The following is a 25,658-nucleotide window of genomic DNA, read 5'->3' as shown; positions in this document are numbered from 1 at the left end:
CCCGGTCAAACATCGGCCTGTCATCCGGAACGACGTGTGGAGGGCCGGTTGAGTTGCGTCTGGGAAGAACTCTCAGGGACTTCTCAGGAGCGGGTGACCAGCCGCATCCGGTCGAGCATCCACGCGAGGGCGAACGCCCGGTCGTGCCAGGACTTGTACCGGCCCGACACGCCGCCGTGCCCGGCGGCCATCTCGGTGCGCAGCAGGAAGTCCCGGCGGCCGACCGCCGTCGCCCGCAGCCGCGCGATCCACTTGGCGGGCTCGACGTACAGCACGCGGGTGTCGTTGAGGGACGTCTCCGCGAGGATCGGCGGGTAGTCCAGCGCCGCGACGTTGTCGTACGGCGCGTACGACGCGAGGTAGTCGTACACGTCCGGGTCCGCCTCGGGGTTGCCCCACTCGTCGTACTCGGTGACCGTCAGCGGCAGCGTCGCGTCCAGCATCGTGGTGAGCGCGTCGACGAACGGCACCCCCGCGACCACGCCGCCGAACAGCCCCGGCGCCTGGTTCGCGACCGCCCCCACCAGCAGCCCGCCCGCGCTGGCGCCCTCCGCGAGGAGCACGTCCGGGGTGGTCCACCCGGTGTCGACGAGGTGGCGGGCGCAGGCGATGAAGTCGGAGAAGGTGTTCTGCTTGCGGAACAGCTTGCCGTCGTCGTACCACCGCCGGCCCATCTCGCCGCCGCCCCGCACGTGCGCGATCGCGAACGCGGCGCCCCGGTCGAGCAGCGAGAGCCGGGCGATCGAGAAGTACGGGTCGATCGAGGTCTCGTACGCGCCGTACCCGTAAAGCAGGACCGGCACGGGCCCCGTCCCGCCGCCCTCGGCCTCGCGGGAGCCGCGGCGTGCCACGATCGAGATCGGCACCCGCTCGCCGTCCTCGGCGGTCGCCCAGAGCCGGTGCTCCTCGTAGTCGGCGGGGTCGTAGCCACCGAGGACGGGGGTACGCCGGAGCAGCGTCAGCTCGCGGGCCCGCACGTCGTAGTCGTAGACCGAGGAGGGCACCGCCATCGTCGTGTACCCCAGGCGCACCACCGGCTGGTGGAAGCCGGGGTTGCCGGCCGAGCCGACCGTGTAGACGGCGTGGTCGAACTCGACCAGGTAGTCGTCACCGAGCCCCTGCTCGCCGAGCTCGACGATGCGGAGCTGGGTCAGGCCGTCGCTGCGCTGGTGCACCACGAGGTGGCCGGCGAACGCGTCCACGTCCTCCAGGCGTACGGCGGGGTCGTGCGCGATCAGCGGCCGCCACTGCCCGGCCGGGGTGGGCTCGATCGGCGCGGTGGCCAGCTCGAAGTCGGGCCCGGTGCCGTTGTGGAGGACCAGGAAGACGTCTTCGCCGCCGATCACGGCGTGGTCGAGGGAGTACTCGAGGCCTTCGTGCCGGGCGCTGAACGTGCGGAAGCCGAGCTCCGGGCGGTCGGCGTCCAGGAACCGGTACTCCGAGGTCGTCTTGGAGCCGCTGGCGACCACGATGAACCGGTCGCTGCGGGTCCTGCCGACACCGACCCAGAACCGGCCGTCGGTCTCGTGGTGCACCAGCTCGTCGTCGGACTGCGCGGTCCCGAGGCGGTGCCGCCAGATCTTGTCGGCGCGCCACGCCTCGTCGACCGTCGTGTAGTAGAACGCCTCGCCGTCGCGCTCCCAGGTGGCACCGCCGAGGACGCCGGTGATCTCGTCGGGCAGCAGGCCGCCGGTGGAGAGGTCCTTGACGCGGATCGTGTACCGCTCGTCGCCGACCACGTCGGTGGAGTAGGCCAGCAGGTTCGCGTCCGGGCTGACCGAGGAGCCGCCGAGCGAGAAGAACTCGTGGCCCCGGGCCAGCTCGTCGAGGTCGAGCAGCACCTGCTCCCCGGGCAGCGCGGGCTGGTCCGGGCTGGTGTCCTCGGCGGGCCGCGGCGGGCTCCAGTCATCGGGGTCCGTCACCGGCACCCGGCAGCTGGCGCCGTACTCCCTGCCCTCGAACGAGCGCCCGTAGTACCAGTAGCCGCGGTTGCGGGTGGGCACGGAGAGGTCGGTCTCCCGGGTGCGCGCCTTGATCTCGTCGAAGATCTGCTGCCGCAGGTCGGCCAGGTGGGCCGTGCGGTCCTGGGTGTAGGCGTTCTCCGCCTCCAGGTACGCCGTCACCTCGGGCGACGCCTTCTCGCGCAGCCACTCGTAGTCGTCGGCACGGGTCCGGCCGTGGTGCTCGGTGGGGTGGGGCCGCCGGTCGGCGACGGGTGGCTGTGCGGGGGACGGCATGGCGGCGACTGTAGCGTCGGCCTCATGGCGGTCATCGACCTGAACGCCGACCTCGGTGAGGAGGTCACCGACGACGCGGCGCTGCTCACCGTCGTGACCAGCGCGAACGTCGCGTGCGGCTACCACGCCGGCACGCCGGCGAGCATGCGGGCGGTGTGCGCCGAGGCGGCCGCGCGTGGCGTCGCGGTCGGCGCCCAGGTCTCGTACGCCGATCGGGAGGGGTTCGGCCGGGTGCCGCGGGACGTGCCGTACGAGGTGCTCCGCGAGCAGGTCGCCGACCAGGTCGGCGTGCTGGCCACGACCGCGGGGGAGTGCGGGACCGAGGTGCGGTACCTGAAGCCGCACGGTGCGCTCTACCACCGGGTGCTCGACGACGAGGAGCAGGCGGCCGCGGTCCTGGACGGTTCCGGGACGTTGCCGGTGCTCGGGATGCCCGGCGTGCTCCTGACCGGGGCGCGCGCGGCCGGGAGAGCGGTGTTCCACGAGGGCTTCCCGGACCGCGGGTACACCCCCGAGGGCCGGCTGGTGCCGCGGTCCGAGCCGGGTGCGCTCGTCACGGCGGAGCGCGACATCGTCGCGCAGGCGCTCCTGCTGGCGGAGACGGTGGACTCGCTCTGCCTGCACGGCGACTCGCCGGGCGCGGTGCGGCACGCGGGCGCCGTGCGCGCGGCGTTGCTCGCGTCGGAGCTGGAGCTCCGTCCGTTCGTCGGCGCGCCGTAGCGGGGGATGAGCGGCCCGGTGGCCCATGCTGCACCCGTGCACACCACCACGCTCGCGGCGCTCGCCGCCGCCGTCCTGCTGCCCGTCTCCCTGACCGCCTGCTCCGGCGAGGTCAGCGTCGGGGGCGGTGGGTACGACCCCGACGACGTCGCCGCCAAGGTCCAGGAGGCGCAGGAGAAGGCCACGCCCGACCTCGACGTGACCGACGCGACCTGCCCCGACGACGAGCCCGAGAAGGGCGGCACGATCGAGTGCACGATCGCGATCGACGGCGTCGAGGCGCCGTACTCCGTGACGTTCACGCGGGTCGACGACGACGGAGTGAACTTCGACGTCGCGCCGGCCAAGGCCATCGTCTCGACCGACAAGGCGGCCGGGGCGATCACCGCCCAGCTCGAGAAGGCCGGGTACCCGGGGGTCGAGGTCGACTGCGGGGACGCCGGCGTGATCGTGCAGGACCCGAAGACGACCTTCACCTGCGACCTCACCGACACCGACGGGACGACCTCGCAGGCGACGGTGACGATCGACGACCTCGACGGGAACGTCCACTTCGAGGCCTGACGCCCCGGCCCCGGATCCATCCACAGGTCTGGACCGGAACCTGTGGACTGTGCACTCCTGTTGTGGATGGAGTGCCGTTGCCTGTGGAGGAACCTGTGGGTTGGGGTGAAGCCCTTGCGGGTTGTGACCGGGGCCACGTAGAACTCTCCCTACCGAAGCCGCCGCGAGGCGGGGTCGGGGATCGGACAGGAGCGAGGATCCGCACCGCGAGGCAACTCGAGGCGCCGGCCCGGTGACGGGGACGGCGGGGTCGGAGCGAGAGTCCGGTGGGCCGGGCGTCACCGATTCCGGTCAGCCGAGGGGCCCCTGGTGCTCATACCACCGGGGGCCCCTCACCCATTTCCGACAAGATGGCGCCATGCAGCTGCGCCCGGTCGGCCCGCGTGCGGTCCTCGCCGAGGTAGGCGACGCCGCGACCGCCCTGGCGCTCGCGACCTGGGCCCGCGGTCGGGTGGTCGCCGAGGAGATCGTGCCGGCCGCCGAGACGGTGCTCTTCGACGGTGTCGCCGACCTGTCCGCGCTGTCCGGCTGGTCCCCGACCGACGCGGTGCCCGACGGACCGCTCGTCGAGATCCCGGTCGAGTACGACGGTCCCGACCTGGCGTACGTCGCGGCGGCGTGGGGGACCGACGAGGACGGCGTCGTACGCCGGCACACGTCCCTGGAGCTCGTGTCGGAGTTCTGCGGGTTCGCGCCCGGGTTCGCCTACCTGGCCGGGCTCCCGGGCGAGCTCGCCGTACCCCGCCTGGAGTCGCCGCGCCCCCGGGTGGCCGCCGGGTCGGTCGGGCTGGCCGGGACCTGGTGCGGCGTCTATCCGACGGCCTCGCCGGGCGGGTGGCGGCTGATCGGCCGCACCGACGCGGTGCTGTGGGACGCCGGCCGCGACGACCCGGCGCTGCTGGCGCCGGGCACGCGCGTGAGGTTCGTGGCCCGATGAGCCTCGAGGTGCTCGAGGTCGGCCCGCTGGTGACCGTCCAGGACCGTGGCCGCGTGGGCTTGGCGCACCTCGGCGTGCCGCGGGCGGGCGCGCTCGACGCACCGGCGGCCGCGCTGGCGAACCGGCTGGTCGGCAACGACCCGGACGCCGCCGTCCTCGAGGTGCTGCTCGGCGGGCTCGTGGTCCGCAGCGGCGCCGGCCACTGGGTCGCGGTCACCGGGGCGGCCGGGCGCGACCGGGCGGAGTGGCTCCCGGCCGGAGGGGTGCTGCGGCTCGAGCGCCCGGCGACCGGGCTGCGGACCTACCTGGCGGTCGCGGGCGGGATCGCCGTCGACCCGGTGCTCGGGTCGCGCTCGACCGACACGCTGGCCTGGGTCGGCCCGCCGCGGGTCGAGGCGGGTGCGCTGCTCCCGGTCGGGCCCACGCGCGCGGAGCCGCGGCCGCTGGACACGCCGCGCGCGCCGAGGCCGGGCCCGCTGCGCATCGTCCCGGGACCGCGGGACGACTGGTTCGCCGACGACGCGCTGGACGTGCTGTGCGGGGCGGCGTACGTCGTCGAGGCGGACTCCAACCGGGTGGGCCTGCGCCTGGCCGGCCCGGCGCTGCGGCGTACCCGGGAGGGGGAGCTGGCCTCGGAGGGCATCGTGCTCGGCGCGGTGCAGGTGCCGCCGAACGGGATGCCGGTGGTGTTCCTGGCCGACCACCCGCCGACCGGCGGCTACCCGGTGGTCGGGGTGGTCGACGCCGACGACCTGTGGCAGTGCGCGCAGCTGCGGCCGGGGGAGCTGGTGCGGTTCACGCGGGCTCCGACGCCGCCGGGTCCGCCGGCTCCGGCGGCCGCCACGGCGTGAGCAGGGGGTCGTCATCCTTGAACGACCGCACCGGACCCGGCGGCGTAACGGCCGTCTCGAAGCGCACGGTCACGACGCCCCGGCCCGAGCCCCAGACCCACCCGCGGCCGTGCTCGGTGTGCTCGACGTCCATGCCGGGCGCCCAGGTGCGGCGCGAGTGGTGGGGTACCTCCACCTCGGGGAGGGGCTCGGCCTCCTCCTCGGCCGTCTCCCCGAAGAGGTCCTCCTGCACCCAGTCGGCCAGCCCGGAGACGCCGACGCCGAGGAGGCGGACGCCCCCGGAGGTGTCCAGGTCGGTCAGCAGTGCCCGGGCCAGGCGGGCGACGGTCGCGGAGCTGTCGGTGGGGGAGGCGAGGGTGCTCGACCGGCTGAGCGTGGTGAAGTCGTGGAGCCGGACCTTGATCGTGACCGTGCGACCGGACAGGCCGCTCTTGCGGAGCCGGGCCGCGACGTCGTTCGCCTGCCGGGTCAGCAGCCCTTCCATCAGCCGGCGGTCGGTGAGGTCGGTGTCGTAGGTGCCCTCGACGCTGACCGACTTCGCCTCGCGCTCGGCCACCACCGGGCGGTCGTCCTCGGCCCTGGCCAGGCTGTAGAGCCAGTGGCCGTTGGCGTTGCCGAGCAGCCGGACCATCTCGTCCTCGCTCACCGACTCGAGCTCGGCCACGGTGTGGATGCCGACCCGGCGGAGCCGCTCGGCGGTCGCCGGCCCGACGCCGGGGATCACGCGCACGTCCATCGGGCGGAGCAGGTCGCGCTCGGTGCCGGGTGCGACGACGACCAGGCCGTCGGGCTTGTCGAGGTCGCTGGCGACCTTCGCGATGAACTTGGAGGTGCCGACGCCCACGGACGCGGTCAGGCCACCGGTCGCCTCGACGACCCGGGCGCGGAGGTCCTCGGCGAAGGCCGTCACGGTCTCCAGGGCCAGGTCGGGGAGGTCCGCGCGGGCCAGGTCGACGAACGCCTCGTCGAGCGACAGCGGCTCCACCAGTGGTGAGGCGGCCCGGAGCAGGCCCATCACCGTCCGGCTGGTCTCGCGGTAGGCGTGGAAGCGGCCGCTCAGGAACGCCGCGTGGGGGCACCGCGAGCGCGCCTCGCGCGTCGACATCGCCGAGCGGACGCCGTACACGCGGGCCTCGTAGGACGCGGTCGACACCACCCCCCGGCCGCCCACCCCGCCGACGACGACGGGCTTGCCGCGCAGCGACGGCTTGTCCCGCTGCTCGACCGCGGCGAAGAAGGCGTCGAGGTCGAGGTGGAGCACCGACGCTTCCGCACGCACGCGCGCACGCTACCTCTCGGCGCCGACCTCGGGCCGACGGCCCGCTCACCGTCCACCGCGAGTCCTCCGACACGACGTTCCCCAGGCGGGCTCCCGGACCGTCGCCGGTGTCCGGCCGCGCGGGGACCGTCGTCCCATGACCGCCCTCTCCTTCACCGCCCGGACCCCCGACGACGTGCTGGCCCTGGTCCCCGTCGTGCTGGGCTTCGCGCCCCGCGACTCCATCGCGATGCTGACCTTCGGCGCGGGTCACCCCTTCCACGCGCGGGTCGACCTGCCCGCCGACCCGGCCGAGCTCCCCGAGGTCGTCGACCTGCTGCTCGCGCCCGCGCGTCAGCACCGGGTCCGGCAGGTGCTGTTCGTCGTCTACAGCGACGACGCCGGGCTGGCCCGGCGTGCCGTCCGGCTGCTCGAGCGGGCCTTCGCGGAGGGCGGCATCGAGGTCGTCGAGGCGCTCCGCGCCGACGGCGAGCGCTGGTGGCCGGCGATCGGCACCCGGGCCGGCGTACCTCCCTGGGGGGTGCCGTACGACGTCGCCGCCCACCCGTTCAGCGCCCAGGCGGTCTTCGACGGCCGGGTGCTGCACGGGTCCCGCGACGAGCTCCGCGGGACCCTGCGCGCCGACGACCGCCTGGTCGCCGGCGTCGTCGCGGCGCTGCCCGGGGTGGCAGGCGACCCGCCCGACGCCGGCTTGGTGCGTGCGCTGGTCGAGCGGCACTGCCGCGACGGCACGCTGCCGGCCGCCGCCGAGGTGGCCCGCCTGCTCCGCGGGATGCTCGACCCCGAGGTCCGCGACGCCGTCACCGCGCTGCTGTGCCGCGCCACCGCACGTGAGCACGTGGGCTTCTGGACCGAGGTCGTGCGCGGCAGCCCGGACCAGCTGCTGCCGGCCCCGGCCACGCTGCTCGCGCTCGCCGCCTGGCAGGCCGGGAACGGCGCGCTGGCCTGGTGTGCGCTGGACCGGTGCTTCGACGTGGACGAGGACTACCCGCTCGCCGGCCTGGTGGCCCGGCTGCTCACCGAGGCCATGCCGCCCGAGGCGTGGGAGGAGCTGCGGGAGGCCCGGTGACCCGCACGCGTGTCCGCGGCCCGGTGCGGGTACGTCCGCCCCATGGTGCGCTCGGTGGGCCTCGAGGAGGAGCTCCTGCTCCTCGACCCGCGCACCCCGGCAGGTGGTCCCCGGCGCGCCCACCGTGCTAAAGGAGTTCCGCGAGCACGGCCGGGGCCGCGCCCGCCTCCGGCCGGCCACCGACGAGGTCGACGCGGAGCTGTTCCGCCACCAGCTCGAGACGCGCACCGACCCCTCCCGGGACCTCGGGGACGCGTTCGCCCAGCTGGTGAGCGCCCGCCGCACGGCGGGCGAGGCCGCGCGGGCGGTCGGGCTCGCGACGGCGGCGAGCGGCATGGTCCCGCTCGGCGGTGAACAGTCCGCGGTCACCACCAACGACCGCTACCGCGACATGGTCGACACCTTCGGCGAGATCGCGCGGGACGGCGGCACCTGCGGGCTGCACGTCCACGTCGAGATCGAGTCCGACGAGGAGGGGGTCGCGGTCATCGACCGGATCACGCCGTGGCTGCCCGTGCTGCTCGCCATGAGCGCCAACTCGCCGTTCGCGCGCGGCCGCGACACGGGCTACGCCTCCTGGCGCGCCCAGGTGTGGCGACGCTGGCCGAGCGCCGGGCCGACCGAGGCGTTCGGCTCGGTTGCTGGCTACCGGGCGACCCGGGCGATGATGCTGGAGACCGGAGCGGCGCGCGACGACGGGATGCTCTACTTCGACGCCCGGCTGTCGGTGGGACAGCCCACGGTCGAGGTCCGGGTGTGCGACACCTGCGCCGACCCGGGCGACGCGGCGGTCATCGCGGCCCTGGTCCGGGGTCTCGTCGAGACGGCCGCCCGGTCCTGGGTGCAGGACCGGCCGGTGCCGCGCTGGCGGGCCGAGGAGCTGCGTGCCGCCCAGTGGCGGGCGTCGCGGTTCGGGGTGTCGGGCGACCTGGTGCACCCGGGCACCCGCCGGCTGGCGCCGGTGCGCGCGGTGCTGGACGCGCTGGTGTCCGAGGTCGAGCCGGTGCTCGCCGAGGCCGGCGACGTCGGGCTCGTCCGCACCGGGCTGGACCGGGTCCTGCAGGCCGGCGGCGCGGCCCGGCAGCGAGCGGCGTTCGAGCGGACCGGCTCGGTCGAGGGCGTGGTCGACGACCTGGTGGCCCGGACCGAAGCGTCCTGGGACGCCACGGAACTGCGCGTGAGGTCCTAAGGTCTCGTCATGGGCGAAGAGGTGGAAGCTCAGGAGTTCTCCCGCGCCGACCGGACGCGGCACCGGGAGAAGGTGCGGCGCAACCTCGACGTGTTCGCCCGGATGCTGCGCGAGGCGCGCTTCGACACCGACGACCCGATGACCGGCCTCGAGGTCGAGCTGAACCTCGTCGACGAGCAGGGCGACCCCGCACTCAAGAACGCCGAGGCGCTCGAGGCGATCGCCGACCCCGACTTCGTCACCGAGCTGGGCCAGTTCAACGTCGAGATCAACGTGCCGCCCGCGAAGCTGCGTCAGGGCGGTCTGACGACGTTCGAGGACACCCTGCGCGGCAGCCTGAACAACGCCGAGCAGCACTCCGCCGAGATCGGCGCGCACATGGTGATGATCGGCATCCTGCCGACGCTCGCACCGGGCCACATGGACCTCAGCTCGCTGAGCGCCAACCCCCGCTACAAGCTGCTGAGCGAGCAGATCCTGGCCGCTCGCGGCGAGGACATCACGATCGCCATCGACGGCACCGAGCGGCTGAAGACCACGGCGGACTCGATCGTCCCCGAGGCGGCGTGCACGAGCACCCAGTTCCACGTCCAGACCTCCCCGGACGACTTCGCCGACTACTGGAACGCCTCGCAGGCGATCGCGTCGGTGCAGGTGGCGCTCGGCGCGAACGCGCCGTACCTCCTCGGCAAGGAGCTCTGGCGCGAGACCCGGATCCCGCTGTTCGAGCAGGCCACGGACACCCGCAGCGAGGAGCTCAAGGCGCAGGGGGTGCGGCCGCGGGTGTGGTTCGGCGAGCGCTGGATCACCTCGGTGTTCGACCTGTTCGAGGAGAACGTCCGCTTCTTCCCGGCGCTGCTGCCGGTCACCGACGACGAGGACCCGCTCGAGGTGCTCGAGCGGGGCGACACCCCGGCCCTGCCGGAGCTGCGGCTCCACAACGGGACGATCTACCGCTGGAACCGCCCGGTGTACGACGTCTCGCGCGGCGTCCCGCACCTGCGTGTCGAGAACCGCGTCCTCGGGGCCGGCCCGACGGTCGCGGACACGATCGCGAACGCCGCGTTCTACTTCGGCCTGGTCCGGAGCCTCGCCGAGAGCGAGCGCCCGCTGTGGTCGCAGATGTCGTTCAGCGCGGCCGAGGAGAACTTCCACACCGCTGCCCGGCTCGGGATCGACGCGCAGATCTACTGGCCCGGTGTCGGCCAGGTCCGCGCGACCGAGCTGGTGCTGCGCCGGCTGCTGCCGATGGCCCACGAGGGACTCGTGGCCTGGGGCGCGTCCGGCGAGGAGATCGACCGGCTGCTGGGGATCATCGAGCAGCGCTGCCTGACCGGCCACAACGGCGCCGAGTGGTTCGTCCGCCGGATGCACGCGCGCCGCAGCGAGCACGAGCGGTGGGACGCCCTGCGGGCGACGCTGTGCGACTACCGCGAGCGGATGCACACCAACGAGCCGGTCCACACCTGGGACTGAGCCGGCCGCGGTGCTCAGCGCTGCCGGAGCCGCTTCCACTCCCGGCGTACGCCGCTGCGCGGGTCCCTCCACCCGTGCCGGGTCACCACGACCATGGTGAGGGTGACGCCGGCCTCCGCGGCGGCGGTGCGGGCGGCGGCCAGCCAGGCGGCGTCGACGTCCTGGAGGTCGAGCGGCCCGGCCCGGGTCAGCCACACGAGTGGCACGGCGCCGGCCACCCGACGACAGCGCTGCAGCATCGCGGCGAGCACGTCGGCCCGGATCGCGTGGTCGGTCGGGTCGCCCCGGGTCAGCGTGAACAGCTCCTCGGCGCCGCCCGGGAAGCCGACGTGCAGGAGGGGCGGGTAGCCGCGCCGGTGCTCGGCGCGGGCGTGGTCCAGCGCCGCGCGGCGCAGCACGGTGGCCATCGCACGGGGGACCGGCTCCGAGATGCCCTCCACGCCCACCAGCCTGCCCCGGACCGCGGGTCCCGTGCCGCCGTCCTCCACAGGCTCCCGTCCGCTGCGGCGATCGGATACCGTGCCCGACAACTGCAGTGCTCGTCCTGGACAGGGAGGCTCGATGGGGACCGTCGTCGTGGGTTACGTGCCCAAGCCGGAGGGTGAGGCCGCGCTGAACCGGGCGGTCGAGGAGGCCAAGCTCCGGGGCGCCCGGCTCGTGGTGGTGAACTCCCGCCGCGGCGGCACCGACTTCGACGCCGACGCCTCGACCCAGGCCGAGCGCGACATGGACGCGGTGCGCAAGGTCCTCGACGGCACCGGCGTCGAGTACGACGTCCGGCAGCTGGTCCGGGGCTTCGAGCCCGCCGAGGACCTGATCAGCATCGCCGAGGCCAACGCCGCGGAGCTGATCGTGATCGGCCTGCGCCGCCGTTCGCCGGTCGGCAAGCTGATCCTCGGCAGCAACGCCCAGCGCGTGCTCCTCGACGCGCACTGCCCGGTGCTGGCGGTCAAGGCCGACTGAGCACGATGGCCACGATCCGGATCACCGGCGACGCCGCCGCCGACCAGGTCCTCACCGACGACCCGTTCGCCCTGCTGGTCGGCATGATGCTGGACCAGCAGTACCCCATGGAGCACGCGTTCCGCGGGCCGGCGAAGGTCCTGGACCGGTTCGGCACGCTGGACCCGGCCCGCATCGCCTCCGCCGACCCGGTCGAGTTCGCGGCGCTGTGCAGCACCCCGCCGGCGATCCACCGGTTCCCGGGCTCCATGGCGGCCCGCCTGCAGACGCTGGCCTCGATCGTCGAGGAGCGGTACGACGGCCACGCCGAGCGGCTCTGGACCGAGGCGACGTCGGGCAAGGAGCTGCTGGCTCGGGTGATGGAGCTGCCCGGCTTCGGGAAGCAGAAGGCGCGGATCTTCGTGGCGCTGCTCGCCAAGCAGCTCGACGTCCGGCCGGACGGTTGGCAGGTCGCTGTCGGGGCGTACGCCGAGGACGGGTACCGCTCGGTCGCGGACGTCGTCGACCAGGCGTCCTTGCAGAAGGTGCGCGACTTCAAGAAGCAGAAGAAGGCCGCGGCCAAGGCCGCCCAGACCGGCTGACGCGGGCTCGTCCGCTCCGGCCGTGACCGAGGGGCGGGGGAGCTCGTCAGGACCGGTCCGGTCCGGATCGGGGGGATTGTCCGGATCTCAGGGTGAGCGTGGCAGAATGAACCCCGCGGCTCTTGACGACACCGGGATGGGCCGCGCCCGGAACTGGTTGACCGTCGTTTCACGAGAGGTGTTCGTGTCCTCGAACCCGCGCAAGATGCTCCCTGCCGAGGTGCTCACGCACCCTGCCGTCGTGGCCCTCATCGACCGAGGAGCGCCCACCGGCAGCATCACTCCCGAGGAGGTCCGGCAGGCCAGTGAGGACGCCGCTGTCGAGCCGCGCCATCTGAAGGCGCTGCTGGCCCACCTGAGCTCCGTGGGGATCTCGGTCGAGATCCCGGCGAGCACGCGCGCGGTCGCGGCGACGTCGGCCCGCAAGACCACCACCGCGAAGACCGCGGCGAAGAAGGCGCCGGCCAAGAAGGCCGCGACCGCCCCCGCCACGAAGACCGCCGCGCCGGCCAAGAAGGCCGCAGCGCCGACGAAGACCGTGGCCAAGAAGGCCGCCGCGGGAGAGCCCGCCGCCGAGGCGACCCCGGCCGCCGAGGCCGCCGCGGTCGGCCCCGACGGCAAGAAGGTCCTCCCGGACCTGCCCGACGAGCAGTTCGAGAAGGACGTCGCGACCGACCCGAGCATCGAGGAGGACGAGAAGTCCGCCACGTTCGTCGTCTCGGCCGCCGACGACACCGACGAGCCCGAGCAGCAGGTCATGGTCGCGGGCGCGACCGCCGACCCGGTCAAGGACTACCTGAAGCAGATCGGCAAGGTCCCGCTGCTGAACGCCGAGATGGAGGTCGAGCTCGCCAAGCGGATCGAGGCCGGCCTGTTCTCGGAGGAGAAGCTCGCCAAGGGCGGCAAGACCTCCGCGAAGCTCCAGGAGGAGCTGGAGTGGATCGCCGAGGACGGCCGGCGCGCGAAGAACCACCTCCTCGAGGCGAACCTCCGGCTCGTCGTCTCCCTGGCCAAGCGCTACACCGGCCGCGGCATGCTGTTCCTGGACCTGATCCAGGAGGGCAACCTCGGTCTGATCCGCGCGGTCGAGAAGTTCGACTACACCAAGGGCTACAAGTTCTCGACGTACGCCACCTGGTGGATCCGCCAGGCGATCACCCGCGCGATGGCCGACCAGGCCCGGACCATCCGGATCCCGGTGCACATGGTCGAGGTCATCAACAAGCTCGCCCGCGTGCAGCGCCAGATGCTCCAGGACCTGGGCCGCGAGCCCACCCCGGAGGAGCTCGCCAAGGAGCTCGACATGACCCCCGAGAAGGTCATCGAGGTCCAGAAGTACGGTCGCGAGCCGATCTCGCTGCACACCCCGCTCGGTGAGGACGGCGACTCCGAGTTCGGCGACCTGATCGAGGACTCCGAGGCGATCGTCCCGGCCGACGCCGTGTCGTTCACGCTGCTCCAGGAGCAGCTGCACGCCGTGCTCGACACGCTCTCCGAGCGCGAGGCCGGCGTCGTCAGCATGCGGTTCGGCCTCACCGACGGCCAGCCGAAGACGCTCGACGAGATCGGCAAGGTGTACGGCGTGACGCGCGAGCGGATCCGCCAGATCGAGTCCAAGACCATGTCGAAGCTGCGGCACCCGTCGCGCTCGCAGGTCCTGCGCGACTACCTGGACTGAGCCGGGTCGTAGCCCAGGACCTGGTAGTCCTCCGCCTGGGTGCGCAGCACGTCAGCGGAGATCTCGGGACCGGCCACGGGCAGAACTGCCGGGCGTCGGTCAGCCCGTCGTGAGGTCCCGCAGCGCGCGCCGGGCGGCCAGGTGGCCGCACATCCCGTGCACGCCCGGCCCGGGCGCGGTCGACGCCGAGCACAGGTAGGCGCCGGGGGCGCCGGTCGCGTACGCCGCCCGGCGCACGAGCTGCGGCACCGTCACCGCGCCCGCGGCGATGTCGCCGCCCACGTAGTTCGGGTTGTAGGCCTCGAACCCGGCCGGATCGGTCACGTGCATTCCGACGATCCGGTCGCGGAGCCCCGGCGCGAACCGCTCGATCTGGTCCAGCACCACGCCGGTCGCGTCGCCGGCGTACGCGTGCGGGACGTGCGCGTAGGCCCAGACCGGGTGCACGTCGCCGACGGAGCGGGTCGGGTCCGCGAGGTACTGCTGCCCGACCAGCACGAACGGCCGTTGCGGCATCCGACCCTTGGCGGCGCGCGCCTCGGCGCGGGCGATCTCCTCGAACCGGCCTCCGACGTGCACGGTGCCGGCCCGGCGACAGGGCTCGGCGGTCCAGGGGACCCCGCCGCGGACGGCGAGGTCGAGCTTGTACGCCCCCATGCCGTAGCGCCACCGCGGCCGGGGCCGGCCGGCGATGTCGGCGAACGCCGTCGGCGTGGTGTCGAACAGGCTGATCCGGGCGTCGGGCAGGTCCGACATGGAGCGGACGTGCACCCCGGTGCGGATCTCGCCGCCCAGCGAGCGCAGGAGACCGGCCAGCGCGTCGGTGATGGCGCGGGAGCCGCCCTCGGCGACCGGCCAGCCGTACCGGTGGCCGGCGCCGATCATGAACGCGCCGATGGCGGCCGTCGACGGCCGGTTCAGCGGCCGGCTGATGTGGGCGGCGACGCCGGTGAACAGGGCACGCGCCGCGTCGGTGCGGAACGCCCGCGCCAGCACCGTCGCCGGCAGGGCGGCGCGCAGCCCGAAGCTGCCGAGCAGCACCGGGCGGTGCGGCAGGTGCACGATCGGCCCGAGGACGTCGGGCGCCAGGTCGTCGTACCGCTCGCTGACCGGTCCGAAGACGGCACGCCACCGGTCGCCGTCCTCGCCGAGACCGGCGGCGGTCGTCTCGAGGTCCCTGACCAGCACGCCCGCGGTGCCGTCGTCGAGGGGGTGCGCGAGGTCCACCTCGGTGGACCGCCAGACCAGGCCGTGATCCTCCAGCGGCAGGGTCTGGAAGAACGGCGAGCCGATCCCGAAGGGGTGGATCGCCGAGCAGACGTCGTGCAGCACCCCGGGCACGGTCAGCTCGGCCGTTCGGGCGCCACCGCCGATCTCGTCGTGCGCCTCCAGCACCGTCACGGCGAGACCGTGATGCGCCAGCGTGATCGCCGCCGCGAGCCCGTTCGGGCCTGACCCCACGACGACCGCGTCCATGCCCATCAGGTGCCCAGTCCTGGTTCCGGTACTCAGCCGGCGGCGACCAGCGCGACGGCGCCCGCGCACAGCGCGAGGCCGTAGGCCTGGGTGCGGTGGACGTGCTCGCGGAGCACGGTGGCGGCGAGGAGCACCGTGAACGCAGGGTAGAGCGAGGTGATGACCGCGGCGACGGTGAGGTACCCGTGCTGGGTGGCGACCAGGAAGAGGCCGGTGGCGGACGCGCCGAGCGCCCCGCTGAGCACGCCGCCGGCGGCGTACCGGTTCCGCGGCACCCAGCTCTCGCGCAGCAGGATCGCGACCATGATGATCGCGCCGGCCGCGATCAGCTGGTTGAGGGCGAGCGGCAGGAAGCCGGCCTCCGCGGGGATCTGGGCCAGCGCCGCGAACAGGACGCCGAAGCCGAGGCCGGCGAGCACGCCGTCCACCAGCCCCGAGCCACCGGTGGACCCAGGTGACTCGACGGGCTCCCGGGAGACCAGCCAGATCGCCGGCAGCGCGAGCAGCACCCCCAGCCAGACCAGGGCGCCCGGCCGCTCGCCGCTGACCAGGCCGACGACGACCGGGACCAGGACCGAGCCGACGCCCGAGACCGGGGCCACGACGCCCATCCGGCCGGAGGCGAGCCCGCGGTACAGGAACGCCGTGCCGAATCCGTTCGCGACGCCGGCCACCACGGCCCAGCCGAGGTCGGTCGCGGTCGGGGACCCGCCGTCGAACGCCGCGACCACCAGCACGAGCCCGGTGGCGGCGAGCTGGGTGACCAGCGCGACCGCCCAGGCCCCGCCGCGCCGGGAGAGCAGCCCGCCGCTGAAGTCGCTCAGCCCGTAGGAGAGCGCCGCGCACAGGGAGAGCAGGATGCTCACGTCGCGAGCACCCCGTACGCCCAGATCGCGGTCGCTCCCAGGGCGGCGACCAGCTCGATCACGATGCTCAGCCCCACCGCCTTGAGCGAGTGCACGGTCGACGGCCACGCCTGCCGCGACCCGACCCGGGCCAGCTCGGCCAGGTACACCCCGAGGACGAAGCCGAGGAAGAGCCCGACGACCGGGACGACGAAGAACCCGACGACCCCGACCAGCGCGCCGATCCACTGGGTCGTGGCGGGGATCCCGGCGACCTGGAGGTTGCGGCCGGGTACGACGTACTTGACGACGGCACCGGCGACCACGATGGCGGTGGCCACGGCGAAGACGGCCCACGCCGTCGGCCCGCCGACCAGCACCGCCCAGCCGAGGATGCCGGCGACCACCAGGATCGAGCCGGGCAGGACCGGCACCAGGATGCCGACCAGTCCCACGGCGATCACGAGGGCGACGATGAGCTCGGCGGCGGTCACGGGGAGAGCCTAGGCAGGTCCGGACGCACCGAGGCCCCGGACTCGCGTCCGGGGCCTCGGTGGAGGAGTCTCGGGATCAGACCTCGTCGTCGGGGGCGATGGCCGGGGTGCTCGAGAGCTTGTGGGTCTCGTCGATGACGTTGGCGGCGATCTCCTTGAGCTTGTCTCCGTGCTCGCGGGCGTGGTGGGCGCAGAAGAGCAGCTCACCGCCCGACTGGAGCTCTACGCGGAGGTAGGCCTGGGCTCCGCAACGGTCGCATCGGTCCGCGGCGCTCAGCGCGGCGGAGTTGGGGGCAACTGCAGTGGTCACATCGGCCTCATTTCTTCTACTGCCTCGGTGTCTGGCTCAACGTACTGACCGGGTCCAAGATTCCCGCTCCTTCGTGGTGCCGGACACGTCATCCAATCATGTGTCCTCTTCCCGTTCCCCGGCTTTTCCATGCAACGGATGCCCAGTTGTGAACGGGACGACATCGTCTGATGAGTGTGACGCGGGTTCGGACGCTCGCGTTGCAGATCGCGGCGCCCGAGTGCCGATCGTGTCCACATCGTGACCCTCCCCGGGTTTTCCGTGTCGCTGCGCTGGCCCTGCGTGGTGGTGCGTCGTGGTGCCGGGTGGTGCTGGTGGTGCTGCGGGGAAGTGCTTCCCACGCTAGACCCGCCCCGGGCAGGCGAGCCTTCATCGGTGTCCGGCGTGTCGCGGGTAGATTCGGTGTGCACGGCACCATCGGATTTCGTCGCAGGAGCCCCACGATCGACAACACGTACAACGCGGCACACCTCCTCGTCCTCGAGGGACTGGAGGCGGTGCGCAAGCGTCCCGGGATGTACATCGGCTCCACCGACACCCGCGGCCTCATGCACTGCCTGTGGGAGATCATCGACAACGGCGTCGACGAGGCGCTGGCGGGCGCCGCGCACCGGGTCGAGGTGACGCTCCACCCGGACGGCTCGGCCGAGGTGCACGACGACGGCCGCGGGATCCCGACCGACAAGGAGCCGAAGACCGGGCTCCCCGGCGTCGAGGTCGTGGCCACCAAGCTGCACGCCGGCGGCAAGTTCGGCGGCGGCTCGTACGTCGCCACCGGCGGCCTGCACGGCGTCGGCCTCTCGGTCGTCAACGCCCTGTCCGCCCGGATGGACATCGACGTCCAGCGTCCGCCGTCCGAGCAGGGCCTGTCCTTCCGGCACGGGGAGCCCGGGGTGTTCACCGGCGATGGCCCGGAGGCGCCGTTCGAGCCGAGGTCGGGCCTGACCCGCAAGGGCGGCCGGGTCGCCAAGGGGAAGTCCGGCACCCGGATCCGGTTCTGGCCGGACCGCCGCATCTTCACCAAGGACGCGACGTTCCTCTACGACGACCTGATCGGTCGCGCCCGGCAGACGTCGTTCATCGTGCCCGGCCTGGAGCTGGTGATCCGCGACCTGCGCGGCCCGGACCCGGTCGAGGAGAAGTTCCGCCACGACGGCGGCATCGCGGAGTTCGCGGACTTCCTGGCGCCGGACGAGCCGGTGACCGACATCGTGCGGCTGCAGGGCGCGGACACGTTCACCGAGACCGTGCCGTTGCTCGACGACAAGGGCCACATGACGCCCCAGGAGGTCGAGCGCGAGCTGCAGGTGGACGTCGCGGTCCGCTGGGGCACCGGCTACGACACCACGCTGCGGTCGTTCGTGAACGTCATCGCCACCCCCAAGGGCGGCACCCACGTCAGCGGCTTCGACCAGGCCGTCACCCGGACGTTCAACGACGCCATGAAGGCCACGAAGGTCCTCAAGGTCAACGACGACGACGTGATCAAGGACGACGTGCTCGAGGGCATGACGGCCGTGGTCGCGGTCCGGCTCGCGGAGCCGCAGTTCGAGGGCCAGACCAAGGAGATCCTCGGCACCCCGGCCGCGCGCACCGTCGTACGCCGAGTGGTGGCGGCGGAGCTGAAGAAGTTCCTCACCTCCACCAAGCGCGCCGAGAAGGCGCAGGCCCGCCTGGTGATGGAGAAGGTCGCCGGCGCCGCCAAGACTCGGGTCGCGGCCCGCCAGCACAAGGAGACCCAGCGGCGGAAGAACGCGCTGGAGTCCTCCGCGCTGCCGTCCAAGCTCGCCGACTGCCGCGCGACCGACAACGAGCGCACCGAGCTGTTCATCGTCGAGGGCGACTCGGCGCTCGGCACCGCCAAGCTGGCCCGGAACTCCGAGTTCCAGGCGCTGCTGCCGATCCGCGGCAAGATCCTCAACGTCCAGAAGGCCTCGGTCGGCGACATGCTCAAGAACGCCGAGTGCGCCTCGATCATCCAGGTCGTCGGGGCCGGCTCCGGCCGCACCTTCGACCTCGAGGCACGGCGCTACGGCCGGATCATCTTCATGGCCGACGCGGACTCCGACGGCGCGCACATCCGCTGCCTGCTGGCCACGCTGTTCTACAAGTACATGCCCGAGCTGATCACCGAGAAGCGGGTCTACACGGCGGTGCCCCCGCTGCACCGGATCGAGCTCTCGAACCCGAAGAAGGGCATGGACAAGTACGTCTACACGTACTCCGACGACGAGCTGCAGCGCACCCTCGCCGAGCTCAAGAAGAAGAACGTGCGGTGGAAGGACCCGGTCCAGCGCTACAAGGGCCTCGGCGAGATGGACGCCGACCAGCTGGCCGAGACCACGATGGACCCGCGGCACCGCACGCTGCGCCGGCTCACGATCGACGACGCCGACGAGGCCGCGAACGTGTTCGAGCTGCTGATGGGCTCCGACGTCGCCCCGCGCAAGGAGTTCATCGTGCAGGGCGCGTACGAGGTCGACGTGGAGGCGCTGGACGCCTGAGCGTCTAGCAAGGTCGACGCGGACCGGGTCCGTGCCGAGCTCCGTCTCGGCCCGGAGCGCAGCCCGAACTCGCGCTCCTGACCCTCACAGCAGGTAACGGCTGCTCGGCCAGATCTCGGTGAGAGGGACGCCCGGGAACCGCTCGGCGACCGCGGTGTACACGCCCCGGTAGTGCTCGGCCACGGTGCGGACGGTGTCGTCGGGCAGCTCGGAGGTCTTCGGGGAGAAGTGCACGCGCTCCTCGAAGCCGGGCTCGACGTAGTCGATGCCGGCCAGCCCGCACAGCCTCAGGATCTCCTCCTCGGTGAAGAGCGTCTCGTAGAAGCCGTAGTACACGCGGTCCGGCCCGAACACGGTGTCGAGCTTGCGGATCACCTCGTCGTACGCCGTGCGGTTCGCGTACGCCGGTCGCGCGTACTGAGCCAGGACGAACTCCGCGGACTGGGTGCGGGCGGCCTCGTGGCGGTCGTACAGCCGCGCGTGCATGCGCACCTGGGACCAGATCCGCTCCACCGGGTCGCGCATCAGGAACACGGGCAGGGTGCTGATCCCGCGCCGGTCGAAGCCGGCGCGGACGGCCTCGAACCGCTCGGTGGGGAGCATGCCGTACGACGGCGTCATGTCGGCGACCAGCCTGGTCCGCGGCGTCCGGTGCAGCAGGCCGGTGAAGTAGTCGAAGTAGAACTGCTGGTCGAGGAACATGCTGAGCCGGTGCGCCGACGTCGCCGCCAGCCGGTTGCCCGGCTCCGGGTCGGAGGTCACCTGCTCGGCGGCCCGCCCCAGCAGGCGCTTGCGGGCGACCCCCTCCGACGGCAGGTCCAGCGAGTCCAGCACGTGGTACTCCTTGCGGTACCCGTGCGTGAACTGCGGAGACGTGGCCAGGTACTGGTACAGCCACGTCGTGCCGCCCTTCTGGCAGCCCGCCCCGAGCAGGAAGGTCTTCGTCACGAGCCGAAGGGTAGTGGCGCCGTCAGACCCGCTGGTCGAGCAGCCCCGTGTCGACGTCGTAGATGAACCCGCCGATCTCGACGGTGTCGGGGACCAGCGGGTGCGAGCGGAGCTTCTGCACGTCCTCGCGCAGGGCCGCCTCCTGGTCCGCGATCACGTTGAAGGGCTGCCACGAGGCGTCCTGACCGGCGCTCGCGGCGACCCGCTCGCGGAGCTCGGCCTCGGTGTTGCTGGCGACCGCGCAACGGGTGTGCGGGACCACGAGGATGCGGTCGACGTTGAGCAGGTGGACGCCGAGGACCAGCGCCTCCATCGCCTGGGGGGTGATCCGGCCGCCGGGGTTGCGGAAGATCTTCGCGTCGCCGGCCTTGAGGCCCAGCATCCGCAGCGGGTCGATGCGGGAGTCCATGCAGGTGACGATGGCGACGCCGGCGTGGGCGACGCCGTCGAACCCGGACAGGTCGAAGTCGGCCGCGAACTCGCGGTTGGCGGCGAGCAGGTCGTCGAAACTCACGTCTGGGGACGTTAGCCGACGCCTACCCCGCGGCGCGCAGCAGGTCGCCGGTCGAGACGGCCCGGGTCCCGGCCGACCGGAACAGCAGCAGGGCCAGGACGCCGGCGACGATCGCGCAGACGGCCGCTCCGGTGAAGACGGTGTGCTCCTGGGCGATGCCGGCGACCTTGAGGAGGTGCGTGAACTCGTCGCACCGCGAGCTCCCGCCGCACACCTCCCGCGCGGTGGGGACGTCGGCCTGCTCCTGGTAGTACCGCCGCAGGCCGATCGTGGTCAGCGCCGAGATCCCAACGAGCATCCCGACCATCCGGGACACCACGACGAACGCGCTGGCGAGGCCGTGCACGTCGTCGTCGGTGCTGGCCAGCACGGCCGCGTTGACGGGGGCGAGCGCCAGGCCGAAGCCGAACCCGCCGACCAGCAGCGGGACCGTCGCGAGGGCGCTGCCAAGGCTCTCGAAGTCCCACGTCGCCATCCAGAGGAACGCCGTCGCGGCGCAGGCCATGCCGATCGCGGTCACGACGCCGGCCGGCAAGGTGCGGGTGAGGTAGCCGCCCAGGACGGCACCCGCGGGCAGCGCGACGAGGAACCGCACCAGCACCAGCGCCGACATGAGCTGGGAGCTCGGGTACGCCGTGGTCCGGGCGAAGAGCGGGATGTCGATGAGCGCGGCGATCAGCGCCGCGCCGACGAAGAAGCTGACGAGCATGGCTCCCCAGGCCGGCGTACGACGGAGCGCGCCGGTCGGCACCAGCGGCGCCTCGGCCCGGCGCAGGTGCATTACGAAGGCGACCGCGGCCGCCGCCGCGCCGAGGAGGTACCAGATCCCCTGGTCGGAGAAGACCTGGACCTTCGGGTCCGCGGTCGCGAACGCGAGGATCACCCCGGCCAGGGCCAGGGCTAGGAGCAGCGCACCGACCAGGTCCGCCTCGCGCAGGGTCCGGGACCAGGCGGGCAGGTCGAGCAGCGGCCGCCTGGCGGTGCAGCACCGGACCACGAGGAGCAGGAACGCCGCGATCGCGGCCACCCCGAGCGGGGTCAGCCACCGGCTGTCGCCGGCCACGGGGATGAACAGCTGTCCCCAGGTCAGGTCGCGCATCAGGGCGTCGGGCTGGGTGAACACCAGGATCCCGGCGCCGAGGGCCACGAGCGCGAGGGCTAGCCCGATCCAGTCGACGCCTCGGTGCACCGCCGCTCGTCCCTCGCGACGGCGCTCGCCGACCGAGAGGGTGCGGATCGCGGCGGCGAGCACCAGCCCGACGGCGAGGTTGACCACGAAGATCACCCGCCAGTCGGCGACCGCCAGCACGAGGGCGCCGAACAGCGGGCCGAGCACGCTGCCGAGCTCCTGGACGGCGGACACCACGCCGAGCGGGACCCCGCGGCGCTGGGCCGGGTAGAGGTCGGCGACCAGGGCAAGGGTCGCGGGCACCAGGCCGCCGCCGCCGACGCCCTGGAGGAACCGGCCGGCCACCAGGGTCGGCAGGTCGTAGGCGAGCGCGGTGACCAGCGAGCCGATCGCGAACACCAGCAGCGCGGCGACCAGCACCGGCACCCGGCCGCGCAGGTCGGCGATCCGACCGATCAGCGGCAGCATCGCGACGTAGCCGAGCAGGAAGCCCGAGACGATCGGCGCGGCCCGCTGGAGCTGGTCGATCGGGACGCCGGCGCTGGCCATCATGTCCGGCAGGGCGAGCACCACGACGTAGGTGTCCGCAGCCGCGAACGCCACGGCGACCGCTGCGAGCGCGAGCAGCACCCGCGGCGACCGGGTCATGGCGCCTTGATGTCCTTGTCGGTGCCGTAGTCCTCGAACGTGACCGTGTAGCTCATCGGGACGGAGTCCTGGTAGAAGACGCCGGTGAGGTGGGCCTCGCGGAGCTCGTCGTCGTCGGTGATCGTGTACGTCACGTCGAAGTCGCCGGAGGCGGTCGGGATGATGTTCTTGACGACCTGGCTGGAGACCTTGCCGGAGTACTCGGTGAGGACCTCGCTGTTGTCCTTCCCGCCGCGGACGCTGTCGCCCTTCTCGAGCGCGGTGGTGGCGCTCAGCAGCGAGGAGAAGCCGTGGTCGGGGCTCATCAGCTGCGCGGGGTCGGGGGCGCCGTAGTCGACCGGGTCGATGTCCTGCCAGCCCGAGGTCAGCGGCAGCTGCACGTAGACCTTGCGGTCGACCGCGATCACCGGCACCTCGAAGGCCTGGCCGTTCAAGACCACGGTGATCTTGCCGTCGAACGCCGGGTCGTGGGTGCCCACGCCCTGCGCGTCCTCGACCCCCGTGACGCCGTCGGGGAGGTTGTCGGTGTGCAGCGTGAGGTCCACGCCGCTGGTCTCGTCGAGGGTGGTCTTGGCCGCCGCCAGCACGTCCACGGGCGCCTCGTCGGAACCGCTGGAGCCGCCGTTGCAGGCAGACACGGACAGGAGCAGGGCGCCGGCCGCGAGGGCCGACGTCACCCGGTGGGGAGGGAGCACCCGCTCACCCTTCCACACGCACGCGCAGCGCCACCGGTCCGGCGATCGCCGCGATCGGCTGGCTCCCGGGCGTGCCGGAGCCGTCCCGCTTGCCGGTCGCGGGCGGCAGCTCGACGGGCGCCCCGCTCGCGGCGGCAGCGCGCGGCGGCGCCGTACCGGCCCAGGCCACGACCAGGGCGTCCTCGCCCTTGAGGAACCGGTGGCAGCGCACGCCGCCGGTGGCGCGACCCTTGCTCGGGTACTCCGAGAACGGCGTGACCTTGAGCGCCCCCGGCTCGGTGCCGGGCAGCGCCGTCGAGGAGCCGGAGGCGGTGACCACGACCGAGCCCTCGGGCGCGTCCGGGTCGATCGCGCCGAACCACGCGACCCGCTCGCCGGCGGCGACCCGGACGCCGGCGATGCCGCCGCCCGAGCGACCCTGCGGGCGTACGGCGTCCGCGCCGAAGTGCAGGAGCTGGGCGTCGGAGGTGATGAAGCAGAGCGTCTCCCGGCCGGTCGTCAGCTCGACCGCGCCGACGACCTCGTCGCCGTCCGCGAGCCGGATCACCTCCCACTCGTCCCTGCCGAGGACCTCCGGGTTGACCCGCTTCACGATGCCCTGACGGGTCCCGAGGGCGATGCCCGGGCCGTCGGTGGCGAGCGTGCAGAGCGCGAGCAGCCGCTCGCCGCTCTCCAGCGGCAGGATCTCGCTGACCGGCAGGCCGCCTGCCAGGTGCGGGTCGTTCGCGGTGTCGGGCAGCTGCGGCAGCTCGAGCACGCCGATCTTGACCAGGCGACCCAGGCTGGTCAGGCCGCCGACCTCGCCGCGCGCGGTCGCCCGCACCGCCGAGACCACCACGTCGTGGCTGGCGCGGCCGCCACCCTGGCCGGGCTGCTCCGCGTTGGCGGTCCGGGCCAGCAGCCCGCTGGAGGACAGGTAGACGAAGCACGGGTCGTCGGCGACCTCGAGGGCCACGGCGGTCGCGGTGACCGCCGTACCGGCCGACTCGAGCAGCACGGTGCGGCGCGGGGTGCCGTAGGTCTTCGCGACCTCGCTGAGCTCGTCGCCGACGACCTTCCAGCGCAGCTTCTCGTCCTGGATGATCGCGTCGAGGTCCTCGATGGTGCGGCGGAGCTCGTCCTGCTCCTTCTCCAGCTCGATCCGGGAGAACTTCGTGAGCCGGCGCAGCGGCATGTCGAGGATGTAGTCGGCCTGGATCTCGCTGAGGTCGAAGACCGACATCAGCCGCTCCTTCGCGGCCGCGGCGTTGTCGCTGGCGCGGATCAGCTGGATGACCTCGTCGATGTCGAGGATCGCGACCAGCAGGCCTTCGACGAGGTGCAGCCGGTCGGCCGCCTTCCTGCGGCGGAACTCCGAGCGCCGCCGGACCACCTCGAAGCGGTGGTCGAGGAAGACCCGGAGCATCTCCTTCAGCGACAGCGTCCGCGGCTGGCCGTCGACCAGAGCCACGGCGTTGATGCCGAACGTGTCCTCCATCGGCGTGAGCTTGTAGAGCTGCTCGAGCAGCGCCTCGGGCACGAAGCCGTTCTTGACCTCGATCACCAGCCGCAGGCCGTTCTCGCGGTCGGTGAGGTCCTTGATGTCCGAGATGCCCTGGAGCTTCTTGCCCTGCACGAGCGTCTTGATCCGCTCGATGACCTTCTCGGTGCCGACGCCGTACGGCAGCTCGGTCACCACGATGCCCTTGCGGCGGTTGGTGATGCTCTCGACGCAGGCCGTGGCGCGCATCCGGAACGTGCCGCGGCCGGTCTCGTAGGCGTCGCGGATGCCCTCGAGGCCGACGATCTTGCCGCCGGTGGGCAGGTCCGGCCCGGGGATGAACCGCATCAGGTCGTCCACCGAGGCGCTCGGGTGGGCGATCACGTGCCGCAGCGCCTGGACCACCTCGACCAGGTTGTGCGGGGCGCAGTTGGTGGCCATGCCGACCGCGATGCCGGTCGTGCCGTTCACGACGAGGTTCGGGATCGCCGACGGCAGCACCGCCGGCTCGAACTCGCGGCTGTCGTAGTTCGGCTTGAAGTCGACGGTGTCCTCGTCGATGGAGGAAGTCATCGCCACTGCGGGTGGCGCCATCCGGCACTCGGTGTAGCGCATCGCGGCCGGGGAGTCGTCGGGCGAGCCGAAGTTGCCGTGCCCGTCGATCATCGGCAGCCGCATCGACCACGGCTGCGCCATCCGCACCAGCGCGTCGTAGATCGCGCCGTCGCCGTGGGGGTGCAGCCGGCCCATCACCTCGCCGACGACGCGGGCGCTCTTGACGTGACCGCGGTCGGGCCGCAGGCCCATGTCGTTCATCGTGTACAGGATCCGGCGCTGGACCGGCTTCAGCCCGTCCCGGGCGTCCGGGAGGGCGCGGGAGTAGATGACGGAGTAGGCGTACTCGAGGAACGACGACTCCATCTCCTGCTTGATGTCGGTGTCGAGGATGTGCTCCTCGAAGTCGTCGGGGAGGTCCTGCTTCGTGCTACGCCGTGCCATGTCCGTGATCCTCTCAACCGGCGCCGACGGAAATGTCGCGGGCACGCCGATGTCACGGCGGCAGGCTAGATT

Annotated in this window: 23 protein-coding genes; 11 read left to right on the top strand and 12 right to left on the bottom strand. The window is 72.8% G+C overall.

Features of this window, described 5'->3' with window-relative positions; all coding sequences use genetic code 11:
• Positions 1-83: 83 nt before the first annotated feature.
• The gene (locus tag ACVW2K_RS17655) at positions 84-2,237 is read right to left on the bottom strand and encodes a S9 family peptidase (protein WP_457203407.1); all 2,154 of its coding nucleotides are present in this window, start codon (positions 2,235-2,237) and stop codon (positions 84-86) included.
• 24 nt (positions 2,238-2,261) lie between these two features.
• Between ACVW2K_RS17655 and ACVW2K_RS17650 the strand changes: the two genes are divergently transcribed.
• From ACVW2K_RS17650 to ACVW2K_RS17635, 4 genes are all read left to right on the top strand, one after another.
• Positions 2,262-2,957 carry a LamB/YcsF family protein gene (locus tag ACVW2K_RS17650; RefSeq protein ID WP_457203406.1) on the top strand — a complete coding sequence of 232 codons (696 nt, stop codon included), beginning with the start codon at positions 2,262-2,264 and terminating at the stop codon, positions 2,955-2,957.
• A 36-nt stretch (positions 2,958-2,993) separates the two neighbouring features.
• The gene (locus tag ACVW2K_RS17645; RefSeq protein ID WP_036569095.1) at positions 2,994-3,521 is read left to right on the top strand and encodes a DUF4333 domain-containing protein; all 528 of its coding nucleotides are present in this window, start codon (positions 2,994-2,996) and stop codon (positions 3,519-3,521) included.
• Between the two features lie 358 nt (positions 3,522-3,879).
• Complete coding sequence (locus tag ACVW2K_RS17640; RefSeq protein ID WP_028635785.1) at positions 3,880-4,458, top strand: 5-oxoprolinase subunit B family protein; 579 nt, start codon at positions 3,880-3,882, stop codon at positions 4,456-4,458.
• Positions 4,455-5,309 carry a 5-oxoprolinase subunit C family protein gene (locus ACVW2K_RS17635; protein ID WP_457203405.1) on the top strand — a complete coding sequence of 285 codons (855 nt, stop codon included), beginning with the start codon at positions 4,455-4,457 and terminating at the stop codon, positions 5,307-5,309. The genes ACVW2K_RS17640 and ACVW2K_RS17635 overlap by 4 nt, the downstream gene beginning before the upstream one ends.
• Here the strand turns inward: ACVW2K_RS17635 and ACVW2K_RS17630 are convergent.
• Positions 5,254-6,588, bottom strand: a complete 1,335-nt coding sequence (locus ACVW2K_RS17630) for a DNA polymerase IV (protein WP_028635786.1) — start codon at positions 6,586-6,588, stop codon at positions 5,254-5,256. The genes ACVW2K_RS17635 and ACVW2K_RS17630 overlap by 56 nt on opposite strands.
• Before the next feature lie 136 nt (positions 6,589-6,724).
• On the opposite strand from ACVW2K_RS17630, the gene ACVW2K_RS17625 reads away from it, so the two are divergent.
• The 3 genes from ACVW2K_RS17625 to ACVW2K_RS17615 all read left to right on the top strand — a co-directional run bounded on the left by ACVW2K_RS17625 (position 6,725) and on the right by ACVW2K_RS17615 (position 10,322).
• A complete protein-coding gene (locus tag ACVW2K_RS17625) occupies positions 6,725-7,657 on the top strand; it encodes a DUF4192 domain-containing protein (protein ID WP_457203404.1) in 933 nt (310 codons plus the stop codon).
• Between the two features lie 124 nt (positions 7,658-7,781).
• Complete coding sequence (locus ACVW2K_RS17620; protein WP_457203403.1) at positions 7,782-8,846, top strand: carboxylate-amine ligase; 1,065 nt, start codon at positions 7,782-7,784, stop codon at positions 8,844-8,846.
• Between the two features lie 9 nt (positions 8,847-8,855).
• On the top strand, positions 8,856-10,322 hold the full coding sequence (locus ACVW2K_RS17615) for a glutamate--cysteine ligase family protein (RefSeq protein ID WP_028635789.1): 1,467 nt from the start codon (positions 8,856-8,858) through the stop codon (positions 10,320-10,322).
• 14 nt (positions 10,323-10,336) lie between these two features.
• On the opposite strand, the gene ACVW2K_RS17610 is transcribed toward ACVW2K_RS17615, so the two are convergent.
• On the bottom strand, positions 10,337-10,762 hold the full coding sequence (locus ACVW2K_RS17610) for a hypothetical protein (RefSeq protein WP_028635790.1): 426 nt from the start codon (positions 10,760-10,762) through the stop codon (positions 10,337-10,339).
• Between the two features lie 121 nt (positions 10,763-10,883).
• On the opposite strand from ACVW2K_RS17610, the gene ACVW2K_RS17605 reads away from it, so the two are divergent.
• From ACVW2K_RS17605 to ACVW2K_RS17595, 3 genes are all read left to right on the top strand, one after another.
• A complete protein-coding gene (locus ACVW2K_RS17605) occupies positions 10,884-11,285 on the top strand; it encodes a universal stress protein (protein ID WP_028635791.1) in 402 nt (133 codons plus the stop codon).
• Between the two features lie 5 nt (positions 11,286-11,290).
• Entirely contained in the window at positions 11,291-11,866 is a 576-nt protein-coding gene (locus ACVW2K_RS17600) for an HhH-GPD-type base excision DNA repair protein (RefSeq protein ID WP_457203402.1), read from the top strand.
• A gap of 205 nt (positions 11,867-12,071) precedes the next feature.
• Positions 12,072-13,544, top strand: coding sequence for an RNA polymerase sigma factor (locus ACVW2K_RS17595; protein WP_231496105.1), 1,473 nt, complete (start codon positions 12,072-12,074; stop codon positions 13,542-13,544).
• A gap of 99 nt (positions 13,545-13,643) precedes the next feature.
• Here the strand turns inward: ACVW2K_RS17595 and ACVW2K_RS17590 are convergent, their stop codons facing one another.
• The 4 genes from ACVW2K_RS17590 to ACVW2K_RS17575 form a co-directional block, all read right to left on the bottom strand.
• The gene (locus ACVW2K_RS17590) at positions 13,644-15,026 is read right to left on the bottom strand and encodes a phytoene desaturase family protein (protein ID WP_457203401.1); all 1,383 of its coding nucleotides are present in this window, start codon (positions 15,024-15,026) and stop codon (positions 13,644-13,646) included.
• Between the two features lie 26 nt (positions 15,027-15,052).
• The gene (locus ACVW2K_RS17585; RefSeq protein ID WP_457203400.1) at positions 15,053-15,886 is read right to left on the bottom strand and encodes an EamA family transporter; all 834 of its coding nucleotides are present in this window, start codon (positions 15,884-15,886) and stop codon (positions 15,053-15,055) included.
• Positions 15,883-16,359: a DUF456 domain-containing protein gene (locus ACVW2K_RS17580; protein WP_457203399.1), complete on the bottom strand. Its 477-nt coding sequence runs from the start codon at positions 16,357-16,359 to the stop codon at positions 15,883-15,885. Before ACVW2K_RS17580 ends, ACVW2K_RS17585 begins: the two co-directional genes overlap by 4 nt.
• 76 nt (positions 16,360-16,435) lie before the next feature.
• The gene (locus ACVW2K_RS17575) at positions 16,436-16,669 is read right to left on the bottom strand and encodes a DUF7455 domain-containing protein (protein ID WP_457203398.1); all 234 of its coding nucleotides are present in this window, start codon (positions 16,667-16,669) and stop codon (positions 16,436-16,438) included.
• Between the two features lie 515 nt (positions 16,670-17,184).
• Between ACVW2K_RS17575 and ACVW2K_RS17570 the strand changes: the two genes are divergently transcribed.
• Positions 17,185-19,173 (top strand): DNA gyrase/topoisomerase IV subunit B, encoded by a 1,989-nt coding sequence (locus ACVW2K_RS17570; protein WP_457204088.1) that lies wholly within the window; start codon positions 17,185-17,187, stop codon positions 19,171-19,173.
• 84 nt (positions 19,174-19,257) lie between these two features.
• On the opposite strand, the gene ACVW2K_RS17565 is transcribed toward ACVW2K_RS17570, so the two are convergent.
• From ACVW2K_RS17565 to ACVW2K_RS17545, 5 genes are read right to left on the bottom strand one after another with little or no spacing between them, the layout of a single operon-like run.
• Complete coding sequence (locus tag ACVW2K_RS17565) at positions 19,258-20,121, bottom strand: sulfotransferase (RefSeq protein WP_457203397.1); 864 nt, start codon at positions 20,119-20,121, stop codon at positions 19,258-19,260.
• A 22-nt stretch (positions 20,122-20,143) separates the two neighbouring features.
• Positions 20,144-20,635 (bottom strand): beta-class carbonic anhydrase, encoded by a 492-nt coding sequence (locus tag ACVW2K_RS17560; protein WP_028635800.1) that lies wholly within the window; start codon positions 20,633-20,635, stop codon positions 20,144-20,146.
• 22 nt (positions 20,636-20,657) lie between these two features.
• Positions 20,658-22,412: an MFS transporter gene (locus ACVW2K_RS17555; RefSeq protein ID WP_457203396.1), complete on the bottom strand. Its 1,755-nt coding sequence runs from the start codon at positions 22,410-22,412 to the stop codon at positions 20,658-20,660.
• On the bottom strand, positions 22,409-23,107 hold the full coding sequence (locus ACVW2K_RS17550) for an LppX_LprAFG lipoprotein (RefSeq protein WP_197025203.1): 699 nt from the start codon (positions 23,105-23,107) through the stop codon (positions 22,409-22,411). The genes ACVW2K_RS17555 and ACVW2K_RS17550 overlap by 4 nt, the downstream gene beginning before the upstream one ends.
• Before the next feature lie 4 nt (positions 23,108-23,111).
• The gene (locus ACVW2K_RS17545; RefSeq protein WP_457203395.1) at positions 23,112-25,586 is read right to left on the bottom strand and encodes a DNA gyrase/topoisomerase IV subunit A; all 2,475 of its coding nucleotides are present in this window, start codon (positions 25,584-25,586) and stop codon (positions 23,112-23,114) included.
• Positions 25,587-25,658: the final 72 nt, after the last annotated feature.

The organism is Nocardioides sp. HB32 (assembly GCF_054058995.1).
The sequence above is the reverse complement of the archived record's forward strand: the minus strand, read 5'-3'. Positions and strand labels throughout refer to the sequence as shown.